The sequence below is a fragment of the Streptococcus pneumoniae genome (assembly GCF_001457635.1).
GTDB classification, from domain to species: domain Bacteria; phylum Bacillota; class Bacilli; order Lactobacillales; family Streptococcaceae; genus Streptococcus; species Streptococcus pneumoniae.
In genome coordinates this window covers 1,941,473-1,968,087 of sequence record NZ_LN831051.1, presented here as the reverse complement: position 1 = coordinate 1,968,087, position 26,615 = coordinate 1,941,473, and the positions used below count along the sequence as shown (strand labels likewise).

23 protein-coding genes and 1 pseudogene are annotated in these 26,615 nt (G+C 40.7%); 21 read left to right on the top strand and 3 right to left on the bottom strand.

The features are described from left to right. Window positions 1–136 precede the first annotated feature (136 nt). From ccdA2 to AT689_RS10385, 12 genes and pseudogenes are all read left to right on the top strand, one after another. Window positions 137–847, top strand: a complete 711-nt coding sequence (gene ccdA2, locus AT689_RS10440) for a thiol-disulfide oxidoreductase-associated membrane protein CcdA2 (RefSeq protein WP_000509848.1) — start codon at window positions 137–139, stop codon at window positions 845–847. 19 nt (window positions 848–866) lie between these two features. Continuing rightward, window positions 867–1,433, top strand: a complete 567-nt coding sequence (locus AT689_RS10435; RefSeq protein WP_000759278.1) for a redoxin family protein — start codon at window positions 867–869, stop codon at window positions 1,431–1,433. Window positions 1,434–1,443: 10 nt separating this feature from the next. Further along, the gene (gene msrB, locus AT689_RS10430; protein WP_000998307.1) at window positions 1,444–2,556 is read left to right on the top strand and encodes a peptide-methionine (R)-S-oxide reductase MsrB; all 1,113 of its coding nucleotides are present in this window, start codon (window positions 1,444–1,446) and stop codon (window positions 2,554–2,556) included. Window positions 2,557–2,823: 267 nt separating this feature from the next. After that, entirely contained in the window at window positions 2,824–3,561 is a 738-nt protein-coding gene (locus AT689_RS10425; RefSeq protein WP_000222616.1) for a response regulator transcription factor, read from the top strand. After that, complete coding sequence (locus tag AT689_RS10420; RefSeq protein ID WP_000831078.1) at window positions 3,558–5,249, top strand: cache domain-containing sensor histidine kinase; 1,692 nt, start codon at window positions 3,558–3,560, stop codon at window positions 5,247–5,249. Before AT689_RS10425 ends, AT689_RS10420 begins: the two co-directional genes overlap by 4 nt. 115 nt (window positions 5,250–5,364) lie before the next feature. Beyond that, the gene (locus tag AT689_RS10415) at window positions 5,365–5,928 is read left to right on the top strand and encodes a TIGR01440 family protein (protein WP_001006378.1); all 564 of its coding nucleotides are present in this window, start codon (window positions 5,365–5,367) and stop codon (window positions 5,926–5,928) included. 21 nt (window positions 5,929–5,949) lie between these two features. Continuing rightward, window positions 5,950–11,592 carry a ZmpA/ZmpB/ZmpC family metallo-endopeptidase gene (locus tag AT689_RS10410; RefSeq protein ID WP_000472986.1) on the top strand — a complete coding sequence of 1,881 codons (5,643 nt, stop codon included), beginning with the start codon at window positions 5,950–5,952 and terminating at the stop codon, window positions 11,590–11,592. A gap of 60 nt (window positions 11,593–11,652) precedes the next feature. After that, window positions 11,653–13,374, top strand: coding sequence for an aminodeoxychorismate synthase component I (gene pabB / locus AT689_RS10405; RefSeq protein WP_000554844.1), 1,722 nt, complete (start codon window positions 11,653–11,655; stop codon window positions 13,372–13,374). After that, entirely contained in the window at window positions 13,375–13,992 is a 618-nt protein-coding gene (locus AT689_RS10400) for an alpha/beta fold hydrolase (RefSeq protein WP_000766569.1), read from the top strand. A gap of 49 nt (window positions 13,993–14,041) precedes the next feature. Continuing rightward, window positions 14,042–15,039: pseudogene (locus AT689_RS10395) on the top strand (Ltp family lipoprotein). 126 nt (window positions 15,040–15,165) lie between these two features. Continuing rightward, on the top strand, window positions 15,166–16,125 hold the full coding sequence (locus AT689_RS10390) for an ROK family glucokinase (RefSeq protein ID WP_000078580.1): 960 nt from the start codon (window positions 15,166–15,168) through the stop codon (window positions 16,123–16,125). 96 nt (window positions 16,126–16,221) lie between these two features. Further along, complete coding sequence (locus AT689_RS10385; protein WP_000158639.1) at window positions 16,222–17,061, top strand: thymidylate synthase; 840 nt, start codon at window positions 16,222–16,224, stop codon at window positions 17,059–17,061. A gap of 47 nt (window positions 17,062–17,108) precedes the next feature. Here the strand turns inward: AT689_RS10385 and AT689_RS10380 are convergent, their stop codons facing one another. Continuing rightward, the gene (locus tag AT689_RS10380; protein WP_001051780.1) at window positions 17,109–17,279 is read right to left on the bottom strand and encodes a DUF3042 family protein; all 171 of its coding nucleotides are present in this window, start codon (window positions 17,277–17,279) and stop codon (window positions 17,109–17,111) included. A gap of 120 nt (window positions 17,280–17,399) precedes the next feature. On the opposite strand from AT689_RS10380, the gene miaA reads away from it, so the two are divergent. From miaA to AT689_RS10355, 5 genes are read left to right on the top strand one after another with little or no spacing between them, the layout of a single operon-like run. After that, complete coding sequence (miaA, locus tag AT689_RS10375) at window positions 17,400–18,284, top strand: tRNA (adenosine(37)-N6)-dimethylallyltransferase MiaA (protein WP_000850157.1); 885 nt, start codon at window positions 17,400–17,402, stop codon at window positions 18,282–18,284. Beyond that, window positions 18,277–19,515, top strand: coding sequence for a GTPase HflX (gene hflX, locus AT689_RS10370; protein ID WP_000573197.1), 1,239 nt, complete (start codon window positions 18,277–18,279; stop codon window positions 19,513–19,515). Before miaA ends, hflX begins: the two co-directional genes overlap by 8 nt. Next, window positions 19,508–20,131, top strand: coding sequence for a hypothetical protein (locus AT689_RS10365; protein ID WP_000129718.1), 624 nt, complete (start codon window positions 19,508–19,510; stop codon window positions 20,129–20,131). The genes hflX and AT689_RS10365 overlap by 8 nt, the downstream gene beginning before the upstream one ends. Before the next feature lie 14 nt (window positions 20,132–20,145). Further along, window positions 20,146–21,075 carry a ribonuclease Z gene (rnz, locus tag AT689_RS10360; RefSeq protein WP_000354336.1) on the top strand — a complete coding sequence of 310 codons (930 nt, stop codon included), beginning with the start codon at window positions 20,146–20,148 and terminating at the stop codon, window positions 21,073–21,075. Between the two features lie 20 nt (window positions 21,076–21,095). Continuing rightward, a complete protein-coding gene (locus AT689_RS10355; protein WP_001142141.1) occupies window positions 21,096–21,851 on the top strand; it encodes an SDR family NAD(P)-dependent oxidoreductase in 756 nt (251 codons plus the stop codon). A 53-nt stretch (window positions 21,852–21,904) separates the two neighbouring features. Here AT689_RS10355 and AT689_RS10350 read toward each other — a convergent pair whose 3' ends face one another. Next, the gene (locus AT689_RS10350) at window positions 21,905–22,813 is read right to left on the bottom strand and encodes a LysR family transcriptional regulator (protein ID WP_001222592.1); all 909 of its coding nucleotides are present in this window, start codon (window positions 22,811–22,813) and stop codon (window positions 21,905–21,907) included. Between the two features lie 63 nt (window positions 22,814–22,876). On the opposite strand from AT689_RS10350, the gene AT689_RS10345 reads away from it, so the two are divergent. The 3 genes from AT689_RS10345 (at window position 22,877) to AT689_RS10335 (ending at window position 23,842) form a co-directional block, all read left to right on the top strand. Next, window positions 22,877–23,146 (top strand): YqgQ family protein, encoded by a 270-nt coding sequence (locus AT689_RS10345; RefSeq protein ID WP_000051787.1) that lies wholly within the window; start codon window positions 22,877–22,879, stop codon window positions 23,144–23,146. Next, window positions 23,146–23,526, top strand: a complete 381-nt coding sequence (locus AT689_RS10340) for a rhodanese-like domain-containing protein (RefSeq protein ID WP_000259256.1) — start codon at window positions 23,146–23,148, stop codon at window positions 23,524–23,526. Before AT689_RS10345 ends, AT689_RS10340 begins: the two co-directional genes overlap by 1 nt. Window positions 23,527–23,614: 88 nt before the next feature. Then, entirely contained in the window at window positions 23,615–23,842 is a 228-nt protein-coding gene (locus AT689_RS10335) for a hypothetical protein (RefSeq protein WP_000660078.1), read from the top strand. A 39-nt stretch (window positions 23,843–23,881) separates the two neighbouring features. On the opposite strand, the gene AT689_RS10330 is transcribed toward AT689_RS10335, so the two are convergent. Beyond that, window positions 23,882–24,607, bottom strand: coding sequence for a 16S rRNA pseudouridine(516) synthase (locus AT689_RS10330; RefSeq protein WP_001235039.1), 726 nt, complete (start codon window positions 24,605–24,607; stop codon window positions 23,882–23,884). Window positions 24,608–24,768: 161 nt separating this feature from the next. Here AT689_RS10330 and typA point away from each other — a divergent pair, with 161 nt between their 5' ends. Next, on the top strand, window positions 24,769–26,610 hold the full coding sequence (typA, locus tag AT689_RS10325; RefSeq protein ID WP_000164111.1) for a translational GTPase TypA: 1,842 nt from the start codon (window positions 24,769–24,771) through the stop codon (window positions 26,608–26,610). Window positions 26,611–26,615 lie beyond the last annotated feature (5 nt).

Here is a 26,615-nt window from a genome sequence, read left to right as displayed (position 1 = left end):
CAGTTTTTTGTATAGTTTTTGTCCAAGATTTCTAAATCATCTGATTAAATTCCTATTTTCCCCTATCATTGTCCCTGTTTTTTCGAAAATGGAAGGAGTATAATAAATCTATCAATAAAATGATAGGAGGAACTTTATGGGTCATATTTTCTTTTTTCTAAGTGTCTTTTTGGCAGGGATTCTATCCTTCTTTTCTCCTTGTATCTTACCTTTGTTACCGGTCTATACAGGAGTGTTACTAGATGATAAGGATGGTGCTCAGGCTTCTAGCGGCAAATTTTCAATCTCAGTTACTAGTTTATTACGAACTCTGGCCTTTATAGCAGGAATTTCCTTTATATTTATTTTGTTGGGCTATGGAGCTGGTTTTTTAGGCGATTTGCTTTATGCTTCTTGGTTCCAATATCTTACTGGGGCAATTATTATCCTTCTTGGTTTGCACCAAATGGAGATTCTACACTTTAAGGGGCTTTATAAGGAAAAGAGGCTACAACTGCAAGGACAGGGGCAAAATGGTAAGGGCTATAGTCAGGCATTTTTATTGGGCTTGACCTTTAGTTTTGCTTGGACGCCTTGCGTGGGGCCGGTTCTAGGGTCTGTTTTGGCCTTGGCGGCTTCAGGTGGTTCAGGAGCTTGGCAGGGAGCTGGTCTCATGTTGGTGTATACGCTGGGCTTGGCGCTACCATTCTTGCTTCTAGCTCTGACCTCTAGTTATGTTTTGAAACATTTCCGAAAACTTCATCCCTATCTCGGAATCCTCAAAAAAGTGGGTGGTTTTCTCATTATTGTGATGGGACTCTTGGTTCTGTTTGGAAATGCTTCAATTTTAAGTCAATTATTTGAATAAAATGGAAAGGAATATCAATATGAAAAAATGGCAAACATGTGTTCTTGGAGCAGGTTCGCTCCTTTGTTTGACGGCTTGTTCAGGCAAGTCCGTGACTAGTGAACACCAAACGAAAGATGAAATGAAGACGGAGCAGACAGCTAGTAAAACAAGCGCAGCTAAAGGGAAAGAGGTGGCTGATTTTGAATTGATGGGAGTAGATGGCAAGACCTACCGTTTATCTGATTACAAGGGCAAGAAAGTCTATCTCAAATTCTGGGCTTCTTGGTGTTCCATCTGTCTGGCTAGTCTTCCAGATACGGATGAGATTGCTAAAGAAGCTGGTGATGACTATGTGGTCTTGACAGTAGTGTCACCAGGACATAAGGGAGAGCAATCTGAAGCGGACTTTAAGAATTGGTATAAGGGATTGGATTATAAAAATCTCCCAGTCCTAGTTGACCCATCAGGCAAACTTTTGGAAACTTATGGTGTCCGTTCTTACCCAACCCAAGCCTTTATAGACAAAGAAGGCAAGCTGGTCAAAACACATCCAGGATTCATGGAAAAAGATGCAATTTTGCAAACTTTGAAGGAATTAGCCTAGGAGGTGTCTTATGAATGATAAGTTAAAAATCTTCTTGTTGCTAGGAGTATTTTTTCTAGCCATAACCGGTTTCTATGTTCTATTGATACGAAATGCAGGGCAGACAGATGCCTCGCAAATTGAAAAGGCGGCAGTTAGCCAAGGAGGAAAAGCAGTGAAAAAAACAGAAATTAGTAAAGACGCAGACTTGCACGAAATTTATCTAGCTGGAGGTTGTTTCTGGGGAGTGGAGGAATATTTCTCACGCGTTCCCGGGGTGACGGATGCCGTTTCAGGCTATGCAAATGGTAGAGGAGAAACAACCAAGTACGAATTGATTAACCAAACAGGTCATGCAGAAACCGTCCATGTCACCTATGATGCCAAGCAAATTTCTCTCAAGGAAATCCTGCTTCACTATTTCCGCATTATCAATCCAACCAGCAAAAATAAACAAGGAAATGATGTGGGGACCCAGTACCGTACTGGTGTTTATTACACAGATGACAAGGATTTGGAAGTGATTAACCAAGTCTTTGATGAGGTGGCTAAGAAATACGATCAACCTCTAGCAGTTGAAAAGGAAAACTTGAAGAATTTTGTGGTGGCTGAGGATTACCATCAAGACTATCTCAAGAAAAATCCAAATGGCTACTGCCATATCAATGTTAATCAGGCGGCCTATCCTGTCATTGATGCCAGCAAATATCCAAAACCAAGTGATGAGGAATTGAAAAAGACCCTGTCACCTGAGGAGTATGCAGTTACCCAGGAAAATCAAACAGAACGAGCTTTCTCAAACCGTTACTGGGATAAATTTGAATCCGGTATCTATGTGGATATAGCAACTGGGGAACCTCTCTTTTCATCAAAAGACAAATTTGAGTCTGGTTGTGGCTGGCCTAGTTTTACCCAACCCATCAGTCCAGATGTTGTCACCTACAAGGAAGATAAGTCCTACAATATGACGCGTATGGAAGTGCGGAGCCGAGTAGGAGATTCTCACCTTGGGCATGTCTTTACGGATGGTCCACAGGACAAGGGCGGCTTACGTTACTGTATCAATAGCCTCTCTATCCGCTTTATTCCCAAAGACCAAATGGAAGAAAAAGGCTACGCTTATTTACTAGATTATGTTGATTAATACTCTTCGAAAATCTCTTCAAACCACGTCAGCGTCGCCTTACCGTATGTAGGGTTACTGACTTCGTCAGTTTTATCTACAACCTCAAAGCTATACTTTGAGCTGACTTCGTCAGTTTTATTTACAACCTCAAAGCTATACTTTGAGAAACCTGTGGCTATCTTCCTAGTTTACTTTTTGATTTTTATTGAGTATAAGAGGTCTTTCCTAAGCAGTTAGAGGAGAATTTTGCTATACTGATACTAGTAAGTGGTAAAGGAGCAGAGCATGACCTACACAATCTTAATCGTAGAAGATGAATATCTGGTAAGACAAGGTTTGACTAAACTGGTCAATGTAGCAGCCTACGATATGGAAATCATCGGTCAGGCTGAAAATGGAAGGCAGGCTTGGGAATTGATCCAAAAGCAGGTGCCAGATATCATTTTAACCGATATCAACATGCCTCATCTAAATGGCATCCAGTTGGCCAGTCTGGTACGAGAAACCTATCCTCAGGTTCATTTGGTCTTTTTAACAGGTTACGATGATTTTGATTATGCCTTGTCTGCTGTCAAACTAGGTGTGGACGACTACCTGCTCAAACCCTTTTCTCGTCAGGATATTGAGGAAATGTTGGGGAAAATCAAACAAAAACTAGACAAGGAAGAGAAAGAAGAGCAGTTACAAGATTTATTGACTAATAGGTTTGAAGGAAACATGGCCCAGAAAATCCAGTCTCATCTGGCTGATAGCCAATTTAGTTTAAAGTCTTTAGCCAGTGACTTAGGTTTTAGTCCGACCTATCTGAGTTCCTTGATTAAGAAAGAGTTGGGCTTGCCTTTTCAGGATTATCTGGTGAGAGAACGTGTTAAACAAGCCAAGCTCTTGCTTTTAACTACAGATCTGAAGATTTATGAGATCGCAGAGAAGGTTGGTTTTGAAGATATGAACTATTTTACCCAACGTTTTAAGCAGATTGCAGGTGTGACACCTCGTCAGTTTAAGAAGGGAGAAGACCGATGAAGCGTTCTTCTCTTTTAGTTAGAATGGTTATTTCCATCTTTCTGGTCTTTCTCATTCTCCTAGCTCTGGTTGGAACTTTCTACTATCAATCAAGTTCTTCAGCCATTGAGGCCACCATTGAGGGCAACAGCCAAACGACCATCAGCCAGACTAGCCACTTTATTCAGTCTTATATCAAAAAACTAGAAACCACCTCGACTGGTTTGACCCAGCAGACGGATGTTCTGGCCTATGCTGAGAATCCCAGTCAAGACAAGGTCGAGGGAATCCGAGATTTGTTTTTGACCATCTTGAAGTCAGATAAGGACTTGAAAACTGTTGTGCTGGTGACCAAATCTGGTCAGGTCATTTCTACAGATGACAGTGTGCAGATGAAAACTTCCTCTGATATGATGGCTGAGGATTGGTACCAAAAGGCTATTCATCAGGGAGCTATGCCTGTTTTGACTCCAGCTCGTAAATCAGATAGTCAGTGGGTCATTTCTGTCACTCAAGAACTTGTTGATGCAAAGGGAGCCAATCTTGGTGTGCTTCGTTTGGATATTTCTTATGAAACTCTGGAAGCCTATCTCAATCAACTCCAGTTGGGGCAGCAGGGCTTTGCCTTCATTATCAATGAAAACCATGAATTTGTCTACCATCCTCAACACACAGTTTATAGTTCGTCTAGCAAAATGGAGGCTATGAAACCCTACATCGAGACAGGTCAGGGTTATACTCCTGGTCACAAATCCTACGTCAGTCAAGAGAAGATTGCAGGAACTGATTGGACGGTACTTGGCGTGTCATCATTGGAAAAGTTAGACCAGGTTCGGAGTCAGCTCTTGTGGACCTTGCTTGGGGCCAGTGTCACATCTCTTCTTGTTTGTCTCTGCTTAGTGTGGTTCAGTCTTAAACGCTGGATTGCTCCTTTGAAGGATTTGAGAGAAACCATGTTGGAAATTGCTTCTGGTGCTCAAAATCTTCGTGCCAAGGAAGTTGGTGCCTATGAACTGAGAGAAGTAACTCGCCAATTTAATGCTATGTTGGATCAGATTGATCAGTTGATGGTAGCTATTCGTAGCCAGGAAGAAACGACCCGTCAGTACCAACTTCAAGCCCTTTCGAGCCAGATTAATCCACATTTCCTCTATAACACTTTGGACACCATCATCTGGATGGCTGAATTTCATGATAGTCAGCGAGTGGTGCAGGTGACCAAGTCCTTGGCAACCTATTTCCGCTTGGCGCTCAATCAAGGCAAGGACTTGATTTGTCTCTCTGACGAAATCAATCATGTCCGCCAGTATCTCTTTATCCAGAAACAACGCTATGGAGATAAGCTGGAATACGAAATTAATGAAAATGTTGCCTTTGATAATTTAGTCTTACCCAAGCTGGTCCTACAACCCCTTGTAGAAAATGCTCTTTACCATGGCATTAAGGAAAAGGAAGGTCAGGGCCATATTAAACTTTCTGTCCAGAAACAGGATTCGGGATTGGTCATCCGTATTGAGGATGATGGCGTTGGCTTCCAAGATGCTGGTGATAGTAGTCAAAGTCAACTCAAACGTGGGGGAGTTGGTCTTCAAAATGTCGATCAACGGCTCAAACTTCATTTTGGAGCCAATTACCAGATGAAGATTGATTCTAGACCCCAAAAAGGAACGAAAGTTGAAATATATATAAATAGAATAGAAACTAGCTAACTCCCAGTCAATTCTGGGAGTTTTATGCGTAATTGGGCAGACTTTATAGGTTGTCTATCTTGCTAAAAACAAGAAAAAACGGTATGATAGAAGAGTGACAACAGAGGTAACAGAGATGAACGAGACACAGATTCAAAGAGAAACACGTCAGGTAGTGGAAGATGTTTTAGAAAAGACCAATTTGAAGCAGGGGGTCCTTTTTGTTTTAGGTCTATCTTCTAGTGAGGTGCTAGGTGGTCAGATTGGGAAAGAATCCAGTCAAGAGATTGGTGAGCTGATAGTGGGGACTATCTTGGGTATTCTAGGTAGTAGAGGTATCCATTTAGCAGTTCAAGGTTGTGAGCATGTCAATCGGGCTCTCGTTGTTGAACGTCAGGTGGCAGAGCAGTTTGATCTGGAAATTGTCAGTGTCCATCCTACTCTTCATGCAGGAGGTTCGGGGCAGTTGGCAGCCTTTAAGTTTATGCAGGATCCAGTTGAGGTTGAATTTATCAAGGCTCATGCTGGATTGGATATCGGAGACACTGCAATTGGCATGCATGTCAAGCATGTTCAGGTTCCGATTCGCCCTATTTTGAGAGAGATTGGTCATGCCCATGTAACGGCACTGGCTAGTCGTCCAAAATTAATCGGAGGTGCGCGTGCGCACTATCCGCAAGATGCTATTAGAAAGTCTTGAGAATGAATAAAGGAGATGAAAGTGTTTAAAAAAGACCGTTTTTCAATTCGTAAGATTAAGGGAGTTGTAGGCTCTGTATTTCTTGGAAGCCTTTTGATGGCTCCTTCTGTAGTGGACGCAGCTACCTATCACTATGTAAATAAAGAGATTATTTCACAAGAAGCTAAAGATTTAATTCAGACAGGAAAGCCTGACAGGAATGAAGTTGTATATGGTTTGGTGTATCAAAAAGATCAGTTGCCTCAAACAGGGACAGAAGCATCTGTTTTGACAGCTTTTGGTTTGCTGACTGTTGGGAGCTTGCTTTTAATCTACAAGAGAAAGAAAATTGCTAGCGTCTTTCTAGTTGGAGCTATGGGATTGGTAGTTCTTCCTAGTGCAGGGGCTGTAGACCCAGTTGCGACCTTAGCGCTGGCTAGTCGAGAGGGTGTTGTTGAAATGGATGGCTATCGCTATGTTGGTTATCTATCAGGTGACATCCTCAAAACGCTTGGCTTGGACACTGTTTTAGAAGAAACCTCAGCAAAACCTGGAGAGGTGACTGTAGTCGAAGTTGAGACTCCTCAATCAACAACAAATCAGGAGCAAGCTAGGACAGAAAACCAAGTAGTAGAGACAGAGGAAACTCCAAAAGAAGAAGCACCTAAAACAGAAGAAAGTCCAAAGGAAGAACCAAAATCGGAGGTAAAACCTACTGACGACACCCTTCCTAAAGTAGAAGAGGAGAAAGAAGATTCAGCAGAACCAGCTCCAGTTGAAGAAGTAGGTGGAGAAGTTGAGTCAAAACCAGAGGAAAAAGTAGCAGTTAAGCCAGAAAGTCAACCATCAGACAAACCAGCTGAGGAATCAAAAGTTGAACCACCAGTAGAACAAGCAAAAGTCCCAGAACAACCCGTGCAACCTACACAAGCTGAGCAACCAAGTACACCAAAAGAATCATCACAACAAGAAAATCCTAAAGAAGATAGGGGAGCGGAAGAGACACCGAAACAAGAAGATGAACAGCCAGCAGAAGCCCCAGAAATCAAGGTTGAAGAACCAGTAGAATCAAAAGAGGAGACTAAAACAGCTAAAGGTACGCAAGAAAAAGGTCACGTGGGTGAGGCTCTTGCTCAAGAACAATTACCTGAGTACAAAGTAACTGAGGGAACCCTTGTTGAAACATCGACTACAGACCTAGACTACAAAACTGAAACGACTGAGGATCCAACCAAGTATACGGACGAAGAAACTGTCCTACGAACTGGTGAAAAAGGAAGTCAAGTTACAAAAACAACCTATAAAACAGTAGAAGGTGTTAAAACTGACCAAGTTCTTTCAACCAGTACGGAAGTGACCAAGGAGCCTGTAAATCAACAGGTAATCCGTGGTACAAAACCAATTGAAGGAACTCTTATAGAAGAAAGTCTTGAAAAGATTCCATTTAAGGAAGTTGTTAAAGAAGATGACCAACTGAAAAAAGGCTTAGAAGTTGTAGCTCAAGAAGGAAAAGAAGGCCAGAAAAAAATCACCAAGACCTTTAATACCATTAAGGGAGTTAAAACAGAAGACGCTCCAAAAGTTACAGAGGAAATCCTTGAGGAACCTCAAGACAAAATTTTGAAACGTGGTACCAAGAGCTTTGAAAAACCAGTGTTGACCATCACAGAAATTGAATCTAAGGATTTGAAGCGTACTTCAGATGTTAAGTATAGTTTAGAAAATCCAAGTAAGGCAGCCATTAAATCTATTACCCTAACTCTGAAAAAAGGTGATGAGATTGTCAAAACCTTGAATGTTTCACCAGAAGACTTGACAACTACCCTGACAGATTTGCAGTACTACAAGGATTATAAACTTGAAACAAAGATGGTTTATGACCGTGGTGAGGGGGATGAGGAAGAAGTTCTGAAAGAAGAACCGCTAAGAATTGATCTCAAAAAAGTTGAAATAAAAGATATTATAAGAACGGATTTAATCAAATATGAAAACCAAGTTGAAACTGATGAAACTCGATTGACTTCAGTGCCAACTGATTTGTCAAATTATTATTTAAAAGTTACCTCTAATGACCATAAGACCAATCTACTAGCGGTTCAAAAAATTGAAGAGTCAACAATTGATGGAAAACAAGTCTACAAGGTAATAGCAGTAGCGGATAACTTGGTCCAACGTAATGTCGATAATCGCTTTGAAGAAACTTATACCTACTATATTGAAAAACCCAAAGCTAGTCAGGCTGGTATTTTCTACGACTTTGAAGAATTGATCCAAGCCATTCAGACAAATCCTGCCGGTGAATTTAAACTGGGTCAAAGCATGAGCGCTCGTAACGTTGTTCCTAAAGGGAAATCTTATATTACTTCAGAGTTTACTGGTAAACTATTGAGTGATGGTGATAAACGCTATGCTATCCATAATTTGGAACATCCTTTATTCGATAAGATTAAGGCTGGAACTGTTAAAAATATAAATTTTGAAAATATTGATATTGATTTATCTAATCAAGATAATATCGCTGCAATAGCAAATGAAATCAGTGGAACGACACGTATAGAAAATATCAAAGCAATCGGAACCATAACAGCTAGAAATAATGTTGCTGGGTTCGTAAATAACATAAAAGAAGACGCTACTTTAGAAAATGTGGCATTTATCGGTAGTATAAATTCTGCTGGTAATAATTCAACAGTTGGAGGTATTGCCGGTTCTAACTATATGGGGTTTGTTAATAGAGCCTACGTTGATGCTACTATTACAGCAAATAACGCAAATGCAAGTATGCTTGTTCCTTTCGTTCAATATAAAGCTCATAGCTGGCTATCAGGGACAAAAGGAAAACTTACAAACTCTGTAGCAAAAGGTATTCTTGATGTTAAAAATACTAAATATGTTGGTGGAATAACCTCTAAAACTTGGCCATATGGAGCGGTTCAAGATAATGTAACATATGCGAAAGTTATTAAAGGTCAGGAAATATTCGGTTCAAACGATGTTAATGATGGAGATGCAAATCCTTTTGTGTCTAATTTATTTGGAGTTATTGGATATAGCTCTTCTGAAGATGGAACTGGTAAAGATAATAAAAACAAAAATAAATTAAAACACTTATCTAAATCTGAGGCTGATGCAAAAGTTGCTAGTTTCAATATTACTGCTGCTAAATTCGTAAGTGAACCTTATGAATTGAACAAATTGAATAATGTTAGCAGTCGTGAAGCAGCTTACGAGTCTATTCAAGATTATAATGCAGACTATAAACTTGCTTATAAGAATATTGAAAAACTACAACCATTCTATAACAAAGATTTTATCGTTAATCAAGCTAATAAACTAGATAAGAACAACAAGTTAAATACTAAAGAGATTCTATCGGTTACTCCTATGAACAATAATAACTTTGTAACTGATTTAGGTGATGCAAACAAAATTATCGTTCATTATGCTGATGGAACAAAAGACTACTTCAACCTATCTTCTAGTGATGAAGGTCTAAGTAATGTTAGAGAATACACTATAACTGACTTAGGTATTAAATATACACCTAATATCGTTCAAAAAGATCATAGTGCTTTAATTAACGGTATCGTAAATATCTTAAGCCCTATTGAGCTTCAATCTAATCCAATTTACCAAAAACTTGGCAGAACAGGGTCTAATAGAGTAAATGCAATTAAAGACCTTTATTTAGAAGAAAGTTTTGACCATGTAAAAGCTAATTTAAACATATTAGTAACTAAATTAGTTGAAAATGAAGATCATCAACTGAATAATTCATCTGCAGCTCAACAAATGATTCTTGATAAAGTTGAGAAAAATAAAGCTGCCCTATTATTAGGTTTAACATACTTAAACCGTTACTACGGTGTTAAATTCGGTGATGTTAACATTAAAGAATTAATGTTATTCAAACCAGATTTCTATGGTAAAAATGTAAGTGTATTAGATAGATTAATTGAAATCGGTTCAAGAGAAGATAATATAAAAGGTCATCGGACATATGATGCTTTCAGCGAGATTATTTCTAAGACAACCTTATCAGAAAATTTGGTAAACTTTTTAAATTATAATCGTCGACTATTTACTGCAGATGTAAATATTTATGATTGGTTTAAGAAAGCTACAGAAGGGAATGTCTATATAGCGGAGCGTGCTTCGGAAGTCGATGAAATTAAAGCGGCGAAATATAAAGTTTGGGATAATTTACAATCTGCTACTCATCGGAAGATGATACTCCCATTATTAAATCTAAATAAATCACATGTGTATTTAATCTCGAATTATAGTGCAATGGCTGTTGGAACAGCAGAAAAGTTAGGGCATAGCTCCTTCGATGGAATAAAAAATCAGATTGAAAAAGCAGCGGACAGTTATCGAAATTATTTTGATTTTTGGTATAGATTATCTTTAGATAAGGTTAAGAATATGCTAGTCAAAAATACAGTAACTCCTCTTTGGGAAGGTTATCAAGCACCTGGTGGATGGCCTGATAAGTATGGTAAGAGAAATAATAAAGAAGACTATGCCCCATTGAGAGAGTTGTTTGGACCTATTGGTAAGTATTATGGTAACAATGGAACAGGTGCTTATGCAGTTATTTGGGATAATCCTTTGGATACGCGAACAGAAGTAAATTATATTGCATTAAGTATGATTGATGAGTTTGGAATCTCTGTTTATACACATGAAACTACTCATGTTAATGATCGTGCAATCTATTTAGGAGGATATGGACGTCGCTCAGGGACTCATGCAGAAGCCTATGCACAAGGAATGTTACAAACACCAGTACCAAGTACATGGTTTGATGAATACGGTGCTTTGGGAATTAATATGACTTTCTATCGTCCAAATGATGGAAATCAGTGGTATATTACCGATCCGAAGACTCTTAAAACAAGAGAAGACATTGATAATTATATGAAAGGCTATATAGATACCTTGTCTCTTCTTGATTATGTTGAAGGTGATGCAGTCATTAGTAAACATGATGATAAATTAAATCAACTGTGGTTTAAGAAAGTTGATCCTATTGAACGCACTGTAGGGTCAAAAGATCAATATGACAAGGTTCGAAATATGAGCTCTGATGATTGGAAAGGAATAACATTAAACAGTGTTAATGACTTAGTTGATAATAATCTGATGACTAATCGTATGATGAATAATAATATATATAAGCCAGAAGTATTTGATCCAGGTATTGCCTATGTAGGAATTAAAATGATGAATAGTATCTATGCAGGTAACACAAGTGAGGGTGCACCCGGTGCTGTTACATTTAAGAATAATGCATTTAGACTCTGGGGATATTATGGCTATGATAAAGGATTCTTAGGATATGCTTCAGATAAATTAAAATCTCAAGCTAATAAAGAAGGGAAACAATTTGGAGATCAATATATTATACAAAAAATATCTGACGGCAGATTCCAATCGTTTGCTGATTTTAAGAAAGAATATTATAAAGAATTGTTAGAAAAAGCCAACGCTGGTTTTACTCCTTTTACTATTGATGGTGAGACCATTCATAACTATGATGAATTAAAATCATTATTTGCCAAAGCTCTTGAAGAAGATATGGTTACTAATAAAGTTAATGGTAAACTTGTGCAAGTAAAAGAAAAAGTTTATAAGAAACTTCTTCAACAAACAAATAGCTTTAAAACTTCAATCTTTAAATAATTGAAATCTCTCATCTGCTTTGCGGATGAGGGTTTTCTTATTTTATGCTATACTTAAGGTATGCATAGAAAAACAGTGATTGATTTTAGGATTTTGGGGGAGAGATACACCTTTACCCAGCCTATCAAAGAGATAAAAACGAGAAATGTAGCAGAAGTGGCAGATTTGCTGGCACAAGTGGAAAGCTACCAAGAGCAAGGTTATTATGTGGTGGGGTATGTCAGCTACGAGGCTGCCCCTGCTTTTGAGGAAAAATTAGCAGTTCACAAGGATCCCCTACTGGGAGAGTACCTGCTTTACTTTACTGTTCATGATAGGGTAGAGACCTCCCCTATTCCTCTGACTTATGAGGATATTGATTTGCCCTCAAATTGGCAGGAAGTGACGTCTGCAGCAGACTATGAAAAGGCCATTGCCCAGATACACCATCACTTGAGGCAGGGAGACACCTATCAGGTCAACTACACCGTCCAACTCAAGCAAAAGTTAAGTGCCAATCCTTTTGCCATCTACAATCGTATGGTGGTAGAGCAGGAGGCGGGCTACAATGCCTATGTGGAACATGACGAGATGGCAGTGATTTCCATGAGCCCAGAGCTCTTTTTTGAGCAAAATGATCGCGAGTTGACAACACGACCAATGAAGGGGACGACTCAGCGTGGGGTAACTGACCAAGAAGATCTTGAACAGGCCAGTTGGTTGGAACAGGATCCCAAAAATCGCTCTGAAAATATGATGATTGTGGACCTCTTGCGCAATGATATGAACCGTATTTCTGAAGTTGGGAGCGAGCACGTGGAGCGTCTGTGCCAGGTAGAGCAGTATTCAACTGTTTGGCAGATGACTTCGACCATCAAGAGTCAGTTGCGAGAGGATGTGGACCTTGTTGAAATCTTCCGCTCACTCTTTCCTTGTGGTTCCATAACGGGTGCACCGAAAATTGCGACAATGGAGATTATCAAGGACTTGGAGCCTCAACCGCGTGGAGTCTACTGTGGAACGATTGGTCTCTTGCTTCCAAATGGACGACGGATTTTTAATGTGGCCATTCGTACCATTCAACTTCACAAAGGTCAAGCCATTTATGGAGTTGGCGGAGGGATTACTTGGGATAGCACATGGGAATCTGAATACCGAGAGGTTCATCAAAAGGCAGCAGTTCTTTATCGTAAACAAGCCCGCTTCCAACTGATTACGACAGGGGAAATCAGCCAGAAGAACCTGCTGTTTGAAGATCAACATCTGGAAAGACTGAGAAAAGCTAGTCGTTATTTTGCCTTTCCTTTTGATGCAGAAGACTTGGGACACAAGATTGAGGAAGAGTGTCAGGATTGTGAAGCTAATCAAGATTACCGCTTGCGAATCAGCCTTAGCAAATCTGGAGAGATAGAAGTCAATCGTCAAGTATTAACCCCTCTCAGTACAAGCTTTTGTCAGGCCCAAGTCTGCCTTCAGGAAGCTGCTTTGAATCAATCCTTTACCTACTTTAAAACCACTCACCGACCGCATTTGAGCCTAGGAGAACAAGAGAAGATTTACCACAATAAGTCAGGAAAACTGCTTGAAACCTCTATAGGAAATTTGGTTCTGAAAATCGCTGGAAAACTCTACACACCGCCTATCCGACTTGGAATCTTGCCAGGAATTTACCGTCAGTATTTGCTAGAAACAGGACAGGTAGAAGAGAAAGTCTTGACCTTGGCAGATTTAGCCCAAGCAGAAGCTATTTACGGCTGTAATGCAGTGAGAGGCTTGTATGAACTAAGCCTTGAGGAGAACTAGATGAAACTGATATTTTTGCATGGGTTAGGGCAGTCAGCAGAGTCTTGGAAAGAAGTTCGGAATCTACTGACAGATTATCCTTCTGAGGCTATCGAGTTATTTCCTTCTGGAGTTAGTAACTATCAACAAGCTAAGGAGCGAGTTTATCAGCACCTAGCTCAAGAGACAGAACCTTTTGTTTTGATTGGATTGTCCTTAGGTGCTGCCCTGGCACTAGAACTTTCCAGTTACGATTTACCAAATCTTCGAGCTTTGATTCTGTCAGGATGCCCGCTTAAATTAGCAGGGAATATCCTATTTTATCTTCAGTTGCTGATTTTTAAACTACTTCCCAAAAGAGTATTTGAAAAACAGGGAGCAGACAAGGCTCTTATGGTCGGAGTTTCTGAGGAGTTGAAGACACTTGATTTAACGGATATAGCAGGAACTTGCCCTTATCCAACCTTACTAATTTGTGGTATCAAAGATAAACCGAATCTTAGTTCTATGAGAAGTCTTCATAAACTAATATCAGAATCCCAATTTCAGATTATCCCAGATGGCCCTCATGTCTTGAATAAGGCAAAACCAAAGGAGTTTGTAGAAAAGACCAGAAGTTTCCTTGAATTGCTGAAATAAGTTTGATAAAATAATATTGAAATCGATATCATAATTATGGGAGAAAGAAATGAATAAACGTCTATTTTTAAAAATGAGTCTGGTGACGTTGCCAATTTTAGCCTTGTTTTCACAACCTGTGTTAGCAGAGGAAAACATTCATTTTTCGAGTTGTAAGGAAGCTTGGGCTAATGGATATTCGGATCTTCATGAGGGAGAACCTGGTTATTCTGCCAAGTTAGACCGCGATCATGATGGTGTGGCTTGCGAATTGAAAAATGCTCCTAAGGGTGCTTTTAAAGCAAAACAAGCGGCTACAACTCAAACTGATACAACTTCATCCACAGCAAGTGGTTGGGTTAAGCAGGACGGTTCTTGGTACTATTTTGATGGAAATGGAAATCTAGTGAAAATGCATGGCAGGGAAACTATTACCTGAAAGCTGATGGTAAAATGGCACAGAGTGAATGGATTTATGACTCTTCTTATCAAGCTTGGTATTATTTGACATCAGATGGTTCTTATGCTTACAGTACATGGCAAGGAGCTTATTACCTTAAATCAAACGGTAAAATGGCACAAGGTGAGTGGGTTTATGATTCTTCTTACCAAGCATGGTATTACTTGAAATCAGATGGTTCATATGCTCGCAATGCATGGCAAGGAAACTACTATTTGAAATCAGATGGTAAAATGGCTAAAGGTGAATGGGTTTATGATGCCACCTATCAAGCTTGGTATTATTTGACATCAGATGGTTCTTATGCTTACAGTACATGGCAAGGAAATTACTATCTAAAATCGGATGGTAAAATGGCTGTCAATGAATGGGTTGATGGTGGACGTTATTATGTTGGCGCTGACGGAGTTTGGAAGGAAGGTCAAGCAAGTACAGCTTCTTCTAGTAATGATAGCAATAGTGAATATTCTGCTGCTTTAGGAAAGGCAAAAAGTTATAATTCGTTATTCCACATGTCAAAAAAACGTATGTATAGACAATTAACTTCTGATTTTGATAAATTTTCAAATGATGCAGCTCAATATGCCATTGATCATTTAGATGGTTAACAGATACTGGTAGGCGAAAAAATTCCTTATAATTCATTTACGCAAACCTTTGCATAAGTGAATGGATTTTGATATACTAGTACTGTAAGCATTTTCAATTACTACACAATGAAAAAGGAGAATATGATGAGTCAAAAGATTATTGGGATTGACCTTGGTGGAACTTCTATCAAATTTGCAATCTTAACAACAGCAGGAGAAATCCAAGGAAAATGGTCAATCAAGACCAACATTTTGGATGAGGGAAGTCATATCGTTGATGATATGATTGAGTCTATTCAACATCGTTTGGACTTGCTTGGATTGGCAGCAGCGGACTTCCAAGGTATTGGAATGGGATCACCAGGTGTGGTTGACCGTGAAAAAGGGACTGTTATCGGTGCCTACAACTTGAACTGGAAAACCCTTCAACCAATCAAACAAAAGATTGAAAAAGCTTTGGGCATTCCATTTTTCATCGATAATGATGCCAACGTAGCAGCTCTTGGTGAGCGCTGGATGGGTGCTGGAGATAACCAACCAGACGTTGTCTTTATGACACTCGGTACTGGTGTTGGTGGTGGTATTGTCGCAGAAGGCAAATTGCTTCATGGTGTTGCTGGTGCAGCAGGTGAACTTGGTCATATCACTGTTGACTTTGACCAACCAATCTCATGTACTTGTGGTAAAAAAGGCTGCCTTGAGACAGTTGCTTCAGCAACAGGGATTGTCAACTTGACTCGTCGCTATGCCGATGAATACGAAGGCGATGCAGCCTTGAAACGCTTGATTGATAACGGAGAAGAAGTAACTGCTAAGACTGTCTTTGATCTCGCAAAAGAAGGAGACGACCTTGCTTTGATTGTTTACCGTAACTTCTCACGTTACTTGGGAATCGCTTGTGCTAACATTGGTTCAATCCTAAACCCATCAACAATCGTCATCGGTGGTGGTGTGTCAGCTGCGGGAGAATTCCTTCTACAAGGTGTTCAAAAAGTTTACGATGAAAATAGTTTCCCACAAGTACGCACATCTACTAAATTAGCTCTTGCAACTCTAGGAAATGACGCTGGAGTTATCGGAGCAGCATCACTTGTATTGCAATAAGATAATGAGAGAGGAAAATGCTAACCTAGAGTTAGTAATGTTCCTCTTTTATTTTTTATGCTATACTAGTTAGGACAATGAATGAGGTGAAACGAAATGACAAAAGCAGATACGATTTTTAAAGAGAATATTGAACGCATTCTAAAGGAAGGTGTTTTCTCAGAGCAGGCTCGTCCTAAGTACAAGGATGGGACTGTTGCTAATTCCAAGTATGTAACTGGTGCCTTTTCCGAGTACGACTTATCTAAAGGAGAATTTCCTATCACAACCTTGCGTCCCATTGCAATCAAATCCGCCATCAAAGAAGTTCTCTGGATTTACCAAGACCAGTCAAATAGCTTAGAAGTGCTTAATGACAAGTACAATGTTCACTACTGGAATGACTGGGAAGTTGGAGACACGGGAACCATTGGTGAGCGCTATGGTGCCGTTGTTAAGAAACACGACATTATCAATAAGCTTCTCAAACAGTTGGAAACCAATCCTTGGAACCGCCGCAATATTATTTCGCTCTGGGATTACCAAGCTTTCGAAGAAACAGATGGGCTGCTCCCGTGCGCCTTTCAGACCATGTTTGATGTCCGGCGTGTTGATGGGGAAATCTATCTGGATGCGACCTTGACCCAGCGCTCCAATGATATGCTGGTGGCCCACCACATCAACGCTATGCAGTATGTGGCTTTGCAGATGATGATTGCCAAACATTTTGGCTGGAAGGTTGGGAAGTTCTTCTACTTCATCAACAACCTCCATATCTATGATAATCAATTTGAACAAGCTCAGGAATTGCTCCGTCGGGAGCCGTCAAACTGCCAACCACGCTTGGTTTTAAATGTTCCTGATGGGACTAATTTCTTTGATATCAAAGCAGAAGATTTTGAGTTGGTGGATTATGACCCTGTTAAGCCACAGTTGAAGTTTGACCTAGCTATTTAAAAGAATAGAAAAAAGAAGTTGAGAATAATCCCAACTTCTTTTGTTTCTTAACGTGATACGCGGCGACGAGCTGCTTTTTTACGGTTTTCTTCGATGAAAGCTGCTTTTTGCTCTTCTGGTTCGATTACTTTCTTTTTAAATGCGTATACTGCACCTGCAACGGCAGCGACAGTTCCTGCGACACCTGTTACAAGACCTTTAGCGAATCCTTTAGCCATGAGTCTTCCTCCTTTATATTCTCAATCAGCCAGCCTCCTCAAGAGGTCACATTTTTCTGACTGACCTTTTTGTGTTATAATAATAGTAACGAAAAAATGGGAATTTTTCAAGGAAAAAAGATGAAAACAAAAATAATTGTGATTGTTGGACCGACTGCTGTTGGAAAGACGGCTCTAGCTATTGAAGTTGCAAAGTGCTTTAATGGCGAAGTGGTTAGTGGAGATAGCCAACAAGTCTATCGAGGACTTGATATTGGGACGGCCAAGGCTAGTCCAGAAGAGCAGGCAGCTGTTCCTCATCATTTAATCGATGTTAGAGAGATAACCGAGTCTTACTCGGCTTTTGATTTTGTTTCAGAAGCTAAGATGACTATTGAGGATATTCACAGCCGTGGCAAGCTAGCCATTATCGCCGGTGGGACTGGACTTTATATCCAGAGCTTGCTAGAAGGTTACCACCTAGGTGGGGAGACTCCTCATGAGGAGATTTTAGCTTATCGAGCTAGTTTGGAGCCATATTCAGATGAGGAATTAGCCCATTTGGTGGAGCAAGCAGGCCTTGAGATTCCCCAGTTTAATCGTCGTCGTGCTATGCGTGCCTTAGAAATTGCCCATTTTGGTCAGGATTTGGAAAATCAAGAGATTTTGTATGAACCGCTGATTATCTGCTTGGATGATGAACGTAGTCAACTTTATGAGCGTATCAACCACCGAGTGGATTTGATGTTTGAGGCTGGGCTTTTGGATGAGGCCAAGTGGCTGTTTGACCATTCCCCTAATGTACAGGCTGCTAAAGGAATTGGCTATAAGGAACTCTTTCCTTATTTCCGTGGAGAGCAGACCTTTGAGGAAGCTCGTGAGAGTCTTAAACAGGCGACCCGTCGTTTTGCCAAGCGTCAGCTGACCTGGTTCCGTAATCGCATGCAGGTCACCTTTTATCAGATTGGAGAATCTGGTGTACAAGACCGCATTTTAAGCCAGATAGAGGAGTTTTTAGATGATTGAAACGGAGAAAAAAGAGGAGCGAGTCCTGCTGATTGGTGTGGAATTGCAGGGTATGGACAGTTTTGACCTCTCCATGGAAGAATTGGCTAGTTTAGCGAAAACGGCAGGGGCAGTCGTTGTAGATAGCTACAGACAAAAACGTGAAAAATATGATTCCAAGACCTTCGTCGGCTCTGGTAAGTTGGAAGAGATTGCGCTTATGGTGGATGCAGAAGAAATCACTACTGTCATCGTCAACAACCGTCTGACCCCAAGGCAGAATGTCAATCTAGAGGAAGTTCTCGGTGTTAAGGTCATTGACCGTATGCAGTTGATTTTGGATATCTTTGCCATGCGGGCTCGAAGCCATGAAGGGAAGCTCCAAGTCCACCTAGCCCAACTCAAATACCTCTTGCCTCGCTTGGTTGGTCAGGGGATTATGCTCAGCCGTCAGGCAGGGGGAATTGGTTCCCGTGGTCCTGGTGAAAGCCAACTGGAGCTGAACCGTCGTAGCGTTCGCAATCAAATCACGGATATCGAGCGCCAGCTCAAGGTGGTTGAGAAAAATCGTGCGACTGTCAGAGAAAAACGTTTGGAGTCTAGCACTTTTAAGATTGGTTTGATTGGTTATACTAATGCTGGGAAATCAACTATCATGAACATCTTGACCAGTAAGACCCAGTATGAAGCAGATGAGCTCTTTGCGACTCTGGATGCGACAACCAAGAGTATTCATCTGGGAGGCAATCTCCAAGTAACTTTGACAGATACCGTTGGCTTTATCCAAGATTTGCCGACAGAGTTGGTGTCCAGTTTCAAGTCAACCTTGGAAGAAAGCAAGCATGTGGACCTTCTGGTTCATGTTATCGATGCTAGCAATCCTTACCACGAGGAGCATGAAAAAACGGTTCTCTCCATCATGAAAGACCTGGACATGGAAGATATTCCTCACTTGACGCTTTATAATAAAGCGGATTTGGTGGAGGATTTCACGCCTACCCAAACGCCATATACCCTCATTTCTGCCAAGTCTGAGGACAGTCGTGAAAACTTGCAAGCATTATTGCTAGATAAGATTAAGGAAATTTTTGAAGCATTTACCCTGCGAGTGCCTTTTTCAAAGTCCTACAAGATTCATGATTTAGAGAGTGTTGCAATTCTGGAAGAACGTGATTATCAGGAAGACGGCGAAGTGATTACAGGCTACATTTCCGAGAAAAATAAATGGAGGTTAGAAGAATTTTATGACTGATATTAAAACTTTGGCTCTAAAGTATGGAGGTTATACAAGTCTGGACAAGGTCTATCTGGATCAGCTTCTAGCTGGTAAAACAGAGCAGGAGCAGTTAACACTTATTACACCTCCGCCAAGTGTTGTTAATGCCTACTTTGCAGAACTCTATCAGAAAAAAAGTCCTCAGGCTGCGACGGATTATTTTGCAGAACTCAGTCAGGAACTGAATCTTTACAATACTGAGCCAAGTTTCACCCTAGAAAATAAGCCTTTTATTCGGCTTAATCTGTCTGGTAAATCCTTTGGTTTTTGTTATGAGAGTGACGGCCTTGGTCGGATTTTCTCTGAAAATGAGGAGAAAATCTCGGATGACTTGCTCTTTGAAATTGCGCAAATTTTCTCCCATCAATTAGTCTTTGAAGAGTCTGGTAAGATTTACATGAAACCTGTCAAGGACGAGGAAGTTGTCAGCCTAGAAAGTCTCACAGCTTTGACTGATTTGGAAAGATTGGCTGATGGTCGAAAACGTCTCAAAGGCTACAGCCAAGAGGATTTATTGCAAGAAGCTGCTGCTTTTTCTGGCAAACGCTATTTCCGATCGGAAAACCGCACAGCCATGTTATATATTGATTAATTAGAAAGTATCGAATGGATATTCAATTTTTAGGAACGGGGGCTGGTCAGCCCTCTAAAGCCCGCAACGTTTCAAGTCTCGCCCTGAAACTTTTGGACGAGATTAACGAAGTTTGGCTCTTTGACTGTGGAGAAGGTACGCAAAATCGCATTCTGGAAACCACAATTCGACCACGTAAGGTCAGCAAAATCTTTATTACCCATCTGCATGGAGACCACATTTTTGGTTTGCCAGGTTTCCTTTCTAGCCGTGCCTTTCAGGCCAATGAAGAGCAGACAGATTTGGAAATCTACGGACCTCAAGGAATCAAGTCATTTGTCTTAACCAGCCTTCGTGTGTCAGGTTCTCGTCTGCCCTACCGCATTCATTTCCATGAGTTTGACCAAGATTCTCTGGGTAAAATTCTTGAAACCGATAAATTCACTGTGTATGCAGAGGAGCTGGACCACACTATTTTCTGTGTTGGCTATCGTGTCATGCAAAAGGATCTAGAAGGGACGCTGGATGCTGAAAAACTCAAGGCTGCTGGTGTTCCGTTCGGCCCGCTTTTTGGTAAAATCAAAAACGGCCAGGATCTTGTTTTGGAAGACGGAACTGAAATCAAGGCAGCAGACTATATCTCAGCGCCACGTCCAGGTAAGATTATCACTATTTTAGGAGACACTCGAAAAACGGATGCCAGTGTGCGTCTGGCTGTCAATGCAGATGTCCTAGTTCATGAGTCCACTTATGGCAAGGGTGATGAAAAAATTGCTCGTAACCATGGTCACTCAACTAATATGCAAGCTGCACAAGTAGCGGTAGAAGCAGGTGCCAAACGCCTCCTACTCAACCATATCAGTGCCCGTTTCCTCTCAAAAGATATAAGCAAACTCAAGAAGGACGCTGCCACAATTTTTGAAAATGTCCATGTGGTCAAAGACTTGGAAGAAGTGGAAATCTAGCAGTCACAGAAAGGATAAGTATGCCTACTATTCTCATTACCGGAGCTAGCGGTGGTCTAGCTCAAGAAATGGTCAAACTCCTGCCCAATGACCAACTCATCTTGCTTGGTAGAAATAAGGAAAAATTAGCCCAACTCTACGGAAATTATTCCCATGCAGAATTGATTGAAATTGATATTACCGACGATTCAGCCCTAGAAGCTCTGGTAACTGATCTTTATCTCCGCTATGGCAAGATTGATGTCTTGATTAACAACGCTGGTTACGGGATTTTTGAGGGATTTGACCAGATTGCTGATAAAGATATTCACCAGATGTTTGAGGTCAATACCTTTGCCCTGATGAATCTGTCTCGTCACCTTGCGGCTCGTATGAAGGAAAGCAGCAAAGGGCATATCATCAACATCGTCAGCATGGCAGGTCTAATAGCTACTGGCAAGTCTAGTCTTTACTCAGCGACCAAGTTTGCGGCTATTGGTTTTTCAAATGCTCTGCGACTCGAACTTATGCCCTATGGAGTCTATGTGACAACAGTCAATCCAGGTCCAATCCGAACAGGATTTTTTGACCAAGCTGACCCAGATGGAACTTATCTTAAATCGGTTGACCGCTTCCTCTTAGAGGCAGATGCAGTGGCTAAAAAGATTGTCAAGATTATAGGCAAAAATAAACGAGAACTCAATCTCCCGATTTTGTTGAACCTAGCCCATAAGTTTTATACTCTCTTTCCCAAGCTAGCTGATAAGTTGGCAGGGGAAACTTTTAATTATAAGTAAAAAGAACCAATGTGCAGGTTGTTGCTAGCCTACATATTGGTTCTTATCATTTCTCAACTATCAAACTGAACTTCTTCTAGTAGATAGTCGATAAAGCGTTCGCCCATCTTAGATAGGCTGGTTTTCTCATGCTGGATATAGACCAGCTCAATCGGGTCATCAATATCCAGTGGGATAGAAACGATATTGTCTCCGTTTAGGTTGCTGTTCAAAATCCCTGTCGCAATGGTATAACCATCCAAACCAATCAAGAGATTAAAGAGGGTGGCACGGTCACTGACCACAATGGATTTCTTGTGGTGTTCCTGAGAAAGAATCTCTTCTGAAAAGTAGAAGGAGTTGTGCGTCCCTTGGTCATAGCTGAGGTAAGGGAAATTCTCCAAATCAGACAGTTTCACCTTGTCTTTCTTTGCCAGAGGGTTGGTCTTGCTGACAAAGATATGCGGTTGCGCTGTGAAGAGATGGTGGGCTAGCAGGTGATTGTCATCCAGCATCTTGGTTAAAACATCACGGTTGTAACTGTTTAAGAAGAGGACCCCGACCTCACTGCGGAAGTTCTTGACGTCGTCGATAATCTCCCAAGTCCGAGTTTCACGAAGGAAGAGTTCGTATTTCTCCATATCGCTTTTCTTGAGCAAAGAGACAAAGGCATTGACCACAAAGGCATAGTGTTGAGACGAAACGCTAAAGAGTTCGCGGTGGGCGACAGGATTTTTATAGCGTTCCTCCAGAAGCTGGGTCTGCTCGACAACCTGACGGGCATAAGAGAGAAACTCCATCCCATCACGGGTCAAGGTGATTCCCTTGGGATTGCGGATAAAGATCTCAATGCCCATTTCATTTTCCAAATCTCGCACTGCATTGGAGAGACTTGGCTGAGTGATAAAGAGTTGCTTGGCTGCCTCATTCATGGAGCCAGTTTCGACGATTTTGATAATATAATGTAATTGTTGAATTCTCATGTTTTTATTGTACCATACTTGCCTTAGAATCGCTAAAGAAGATAGGAAAATAAGGAGCATTGTGTGAGTCTCTTCTTGAAAAAAACACAAAATTTTGCTAGAATGAGTCTTATGAAAACATTCTATGATGTGCAGCAATTCCTCAAACGATTTGGTATTATTGTTTACATGGGAAAACGCTTATATGATATTGAACTGATGAAGTTGGAACTATCTCGGATTTACGATGCAGGGTTGATGGATAAATTAGACTATCTAGAGGCAGAAGCAGTTCTTCGCAGAGAGCACAAGGTAGAATTGGATTATATTGAGAAAAATGGAGAAAAGAACTAATGGTTACTTGGATTTTGTGGGCACTTATACTAGCAATGTTGGCGTGGATGGGCTTTAACTATCTTCGTATTCGCCGTGCGGCTAAAATTGTGGACAATGAGGAGTTTGAAGCCTTGATTCGTACGGGTCAATTGATTGATTTGCGCGACCCAGCAGAATTCCACAGAAAACATATCCTTGGTGCACGCAATATTCCTTCAAGTCAGTTGAAAACTAGTCTTGCAGCCCTTCGTAAAGATAAACCTGTCCTTCTCTACGAAAACCAACGTGCGCAACGAGTTACAAATGCAGCTCTTTACTTGAAAAAACAAGGTTTTTCTGAGATTTATATCCTTTCTTATGGCTTGGATTCTTGGAAAGGGAAAGTGAAGACTAGCTAACCTTATTTCCAAATTAGTCGAATGATAGAATGAAGCTATTGTTTTATAGTATAATTAATTTGTATAAAATTTAAAGAGTTCTTAGAACATGAAAGAAAAGAAGAAAAATCCACTTTTTGTGGGTATCTTGTCGATTATTCTTGGTTTGTTATTTCCAATTGTAGGCCTGATTTTGGGTATCATAGGATTGGTCTTGGCTATTTCATACCAAAAAGAGTCACAATTAGACTATAAAATAGAAAAGATTCTTAATATCTTAGGAATTGTGATTTCTGTAGTTAACTGGATTGTAGCAATCGCCTTAATTTTTCGGTAAATAAAAGAAAAAAGCTTTAGTTTTAAAGCTTTTTTTGTTTTATCGACTCATCTCTAAATAGTTTTTAATGATTTGTAACTCTTTTTGGTTCAAAGGGTGGTAGTTACCTTCTGCTAAATCTGGGTTCAATGTGAAGTCCCCAAATTGGATTCTCTTGAGGTTAGTCACCTTAACACCAACCGAGAGGAACATTTTCTTGATTTGATGAAATTTTCCTTCTGAAATGGTGATAGAGGCTTGACTGAGGGAAGGACTTGCTGATAGAATCTCTAGTCTTGCAGGTTTACAGATAGTGCCATCTAAAAAGACAATTCCTTTTTGAAAGGTTTGGATATGGTCAGGTGTTAGAAGTCCATTAACCTCAACTTGATAAGTCTTATCGACATGATATTGGGGATGGAGGAGTTGGAAGCCCAAGGGACCGTTATCGGTCAAGAGAAGGAGTCCTGTTGTATCTCGGTCCAGTCGGCCGACGGCATAGAGCTTGTCAGACTGGATGTCAGATGGAAGCAAGTCCATGACGGTCGGAAGTTCCTTGTCTTTGTTGGCTGTAACGACACCAGCAGGTTTATGAAGCATAAGATAGGTGTGTTCATAGCCTTGAATGATTCGATCCTGAAAAAGGAGTTCTTGTAGTCCTGTATCGATATTTTGAGCTAGGGAGCGGGCTGGGCAACCATCGACTAGAATTTCCCCTCTGAGGAGTGCTTGCTTCATGGCCTTTCGGCTAACTTTTTCTTGGGCTAATAAATTATCTAAACGCATACTGTGCCTATCTTATCATAAGTCGCTTGCTTTGAAAAGGCTTGACGTGAAAAGAAAAGCGGAGTGAAAACATTTACACTTGCTTGAGTTATGTTATTTATTTGAAATTATGGTATAATCGTTCAGTTAGAAAATAAATTTTGAATATTATAGAGGAAATCATGACAAAATTAAGAGAAGATATCCGTAACATTGCGATTATCGCCCACGTTGACCACGGTAAAACAACCCTGGTTGACGAATTATTGAAACAATCAGAAACGCTTGATGCACGTACTGAATTGGCAGAGCGTGCTATGGACTCAAACGATATCGAAAAAGAGCGTGGGATTACCATCCTTGCTAAAAACACTGCCGTTGCTTACAACGGAACTCGTATCAACATTATGGACACACCAGGACACGCGGACTTTGGTGGAGAAGTTGAGCGTATCATGAAAATGGTTGACGGTGTTGTCTTGGTCGTAGATGCCTATGAAGGAACCATGCCACAAACTCGTTTCGTATTGAAAAAAGCCTTGGAACAAGACCTTGTCCCAATCGTGGTTGTTAACAAAATCGATAAGCCATCAGCTCGTCCAGCAGAAGTAGTGGATGAAGTCTTGGAACTTTTCATCGAGCTTGGTGCAGATGACGACCAGCTTGATTTCCCAGTGGTTTATGCTTCAGCGATCAACGGAACTTCTTCATTGTCAGATGATCCAGCTGACCAAGAAGCGACTATGGCACCAATCTTTGACACGATTATCGACCATATCCCAGCTCCAGTAGATAACTCAGATGAGCCTTTGCAGTTCCAAGTGTCACTTTTGGACTACAATGACTTCGTTGGACGTATCGGTATCGGTCGTGTCTTCCGTGGTACAGTTAAGGTTGGGGACCAAGTTACCCTTTCTAAACTTGACGGTACAACTAAAAACTTCCGTGTTACAAAACTCTTCGGTTTCTTTGGTTTGGAACGTCGTGAAATCCAAGAAGCCAAAGCGGGTGACTTGATTGCCGTTTCAGGTATGGAAGACATCTTTGTCGGTGAAACCATCACTCCGACAGATGCAGTAGAAGCTCTTCCAATCCTACACATCGATGAGCCAACTCTTCAAATGACTTTCTTGGTCAACAACTCACCATTTGCTGGTAAAGAAGGTAAATGGGTAACTTCTCGTAAGGTGGAAGAACGCTTGCAGGCAGAATTGCAAACAGACGTTTCCCTTCGTGTTGACCCAACTGATTCACCAGATAAATGGACTGTTTCAGGACGTGGAGAATTGCACTTGTCAATCCTTATCGAAACAATGCGTCGTGAGGGCTATGAACTTCAAGTATCTCGTCCAGAAGTTATCGTAAAAGAAATCGACGGTGTTAAATGTGAACCATTTGAACGTGTACAAATCGACACTCCAGAAGAATACCAAGGGTCTGTTATCCAAAGCCTTTCTGAACGTAAAGGTGAAATGTTGGATATGATTTCAACTGGTAATGGTCAAACTCGTTTGGTCTTCCTTGTTCCAGCGCGTGGTTTGATTGGATACTCAACTGAGTTCTTGTCAATGACTCGTGGTTACGGTATCATGAACCATACCTTCGACCAATACTTGCCATTGATTCCAGGGGAAATTGGTGGACGTCACCGTGGTGCCCTTGTTTCTATCGATGCTGGTAAGGCTACAACTTACTCAATCATGTCTATCGAAGAACGTGGTACGATCTTTGTCAACCCAGGTACTGAGGTTTATGAAGGAATGATCATCGGTGAAAACTCTCGTGAAAATGACTTGACAGTTAACATCACGAAGGCAAAACAAATGACCAACGTTCGTTCAGCTACTAAGGACCAAACAGCTGTTATCAAGACGCCTCGTATCTTGACACTTGAAGAGTCTCTTGAGTTCTTGAACGACGATGAGTACATGGAAGTAACGCCTGAGTCTATCCGTTTGCGTAAACAAATCCTTAACAAAGCAGAGCGTGAGAAAGCTAACAAGAAGAAAAAATCAGCTGAATAAGAGCT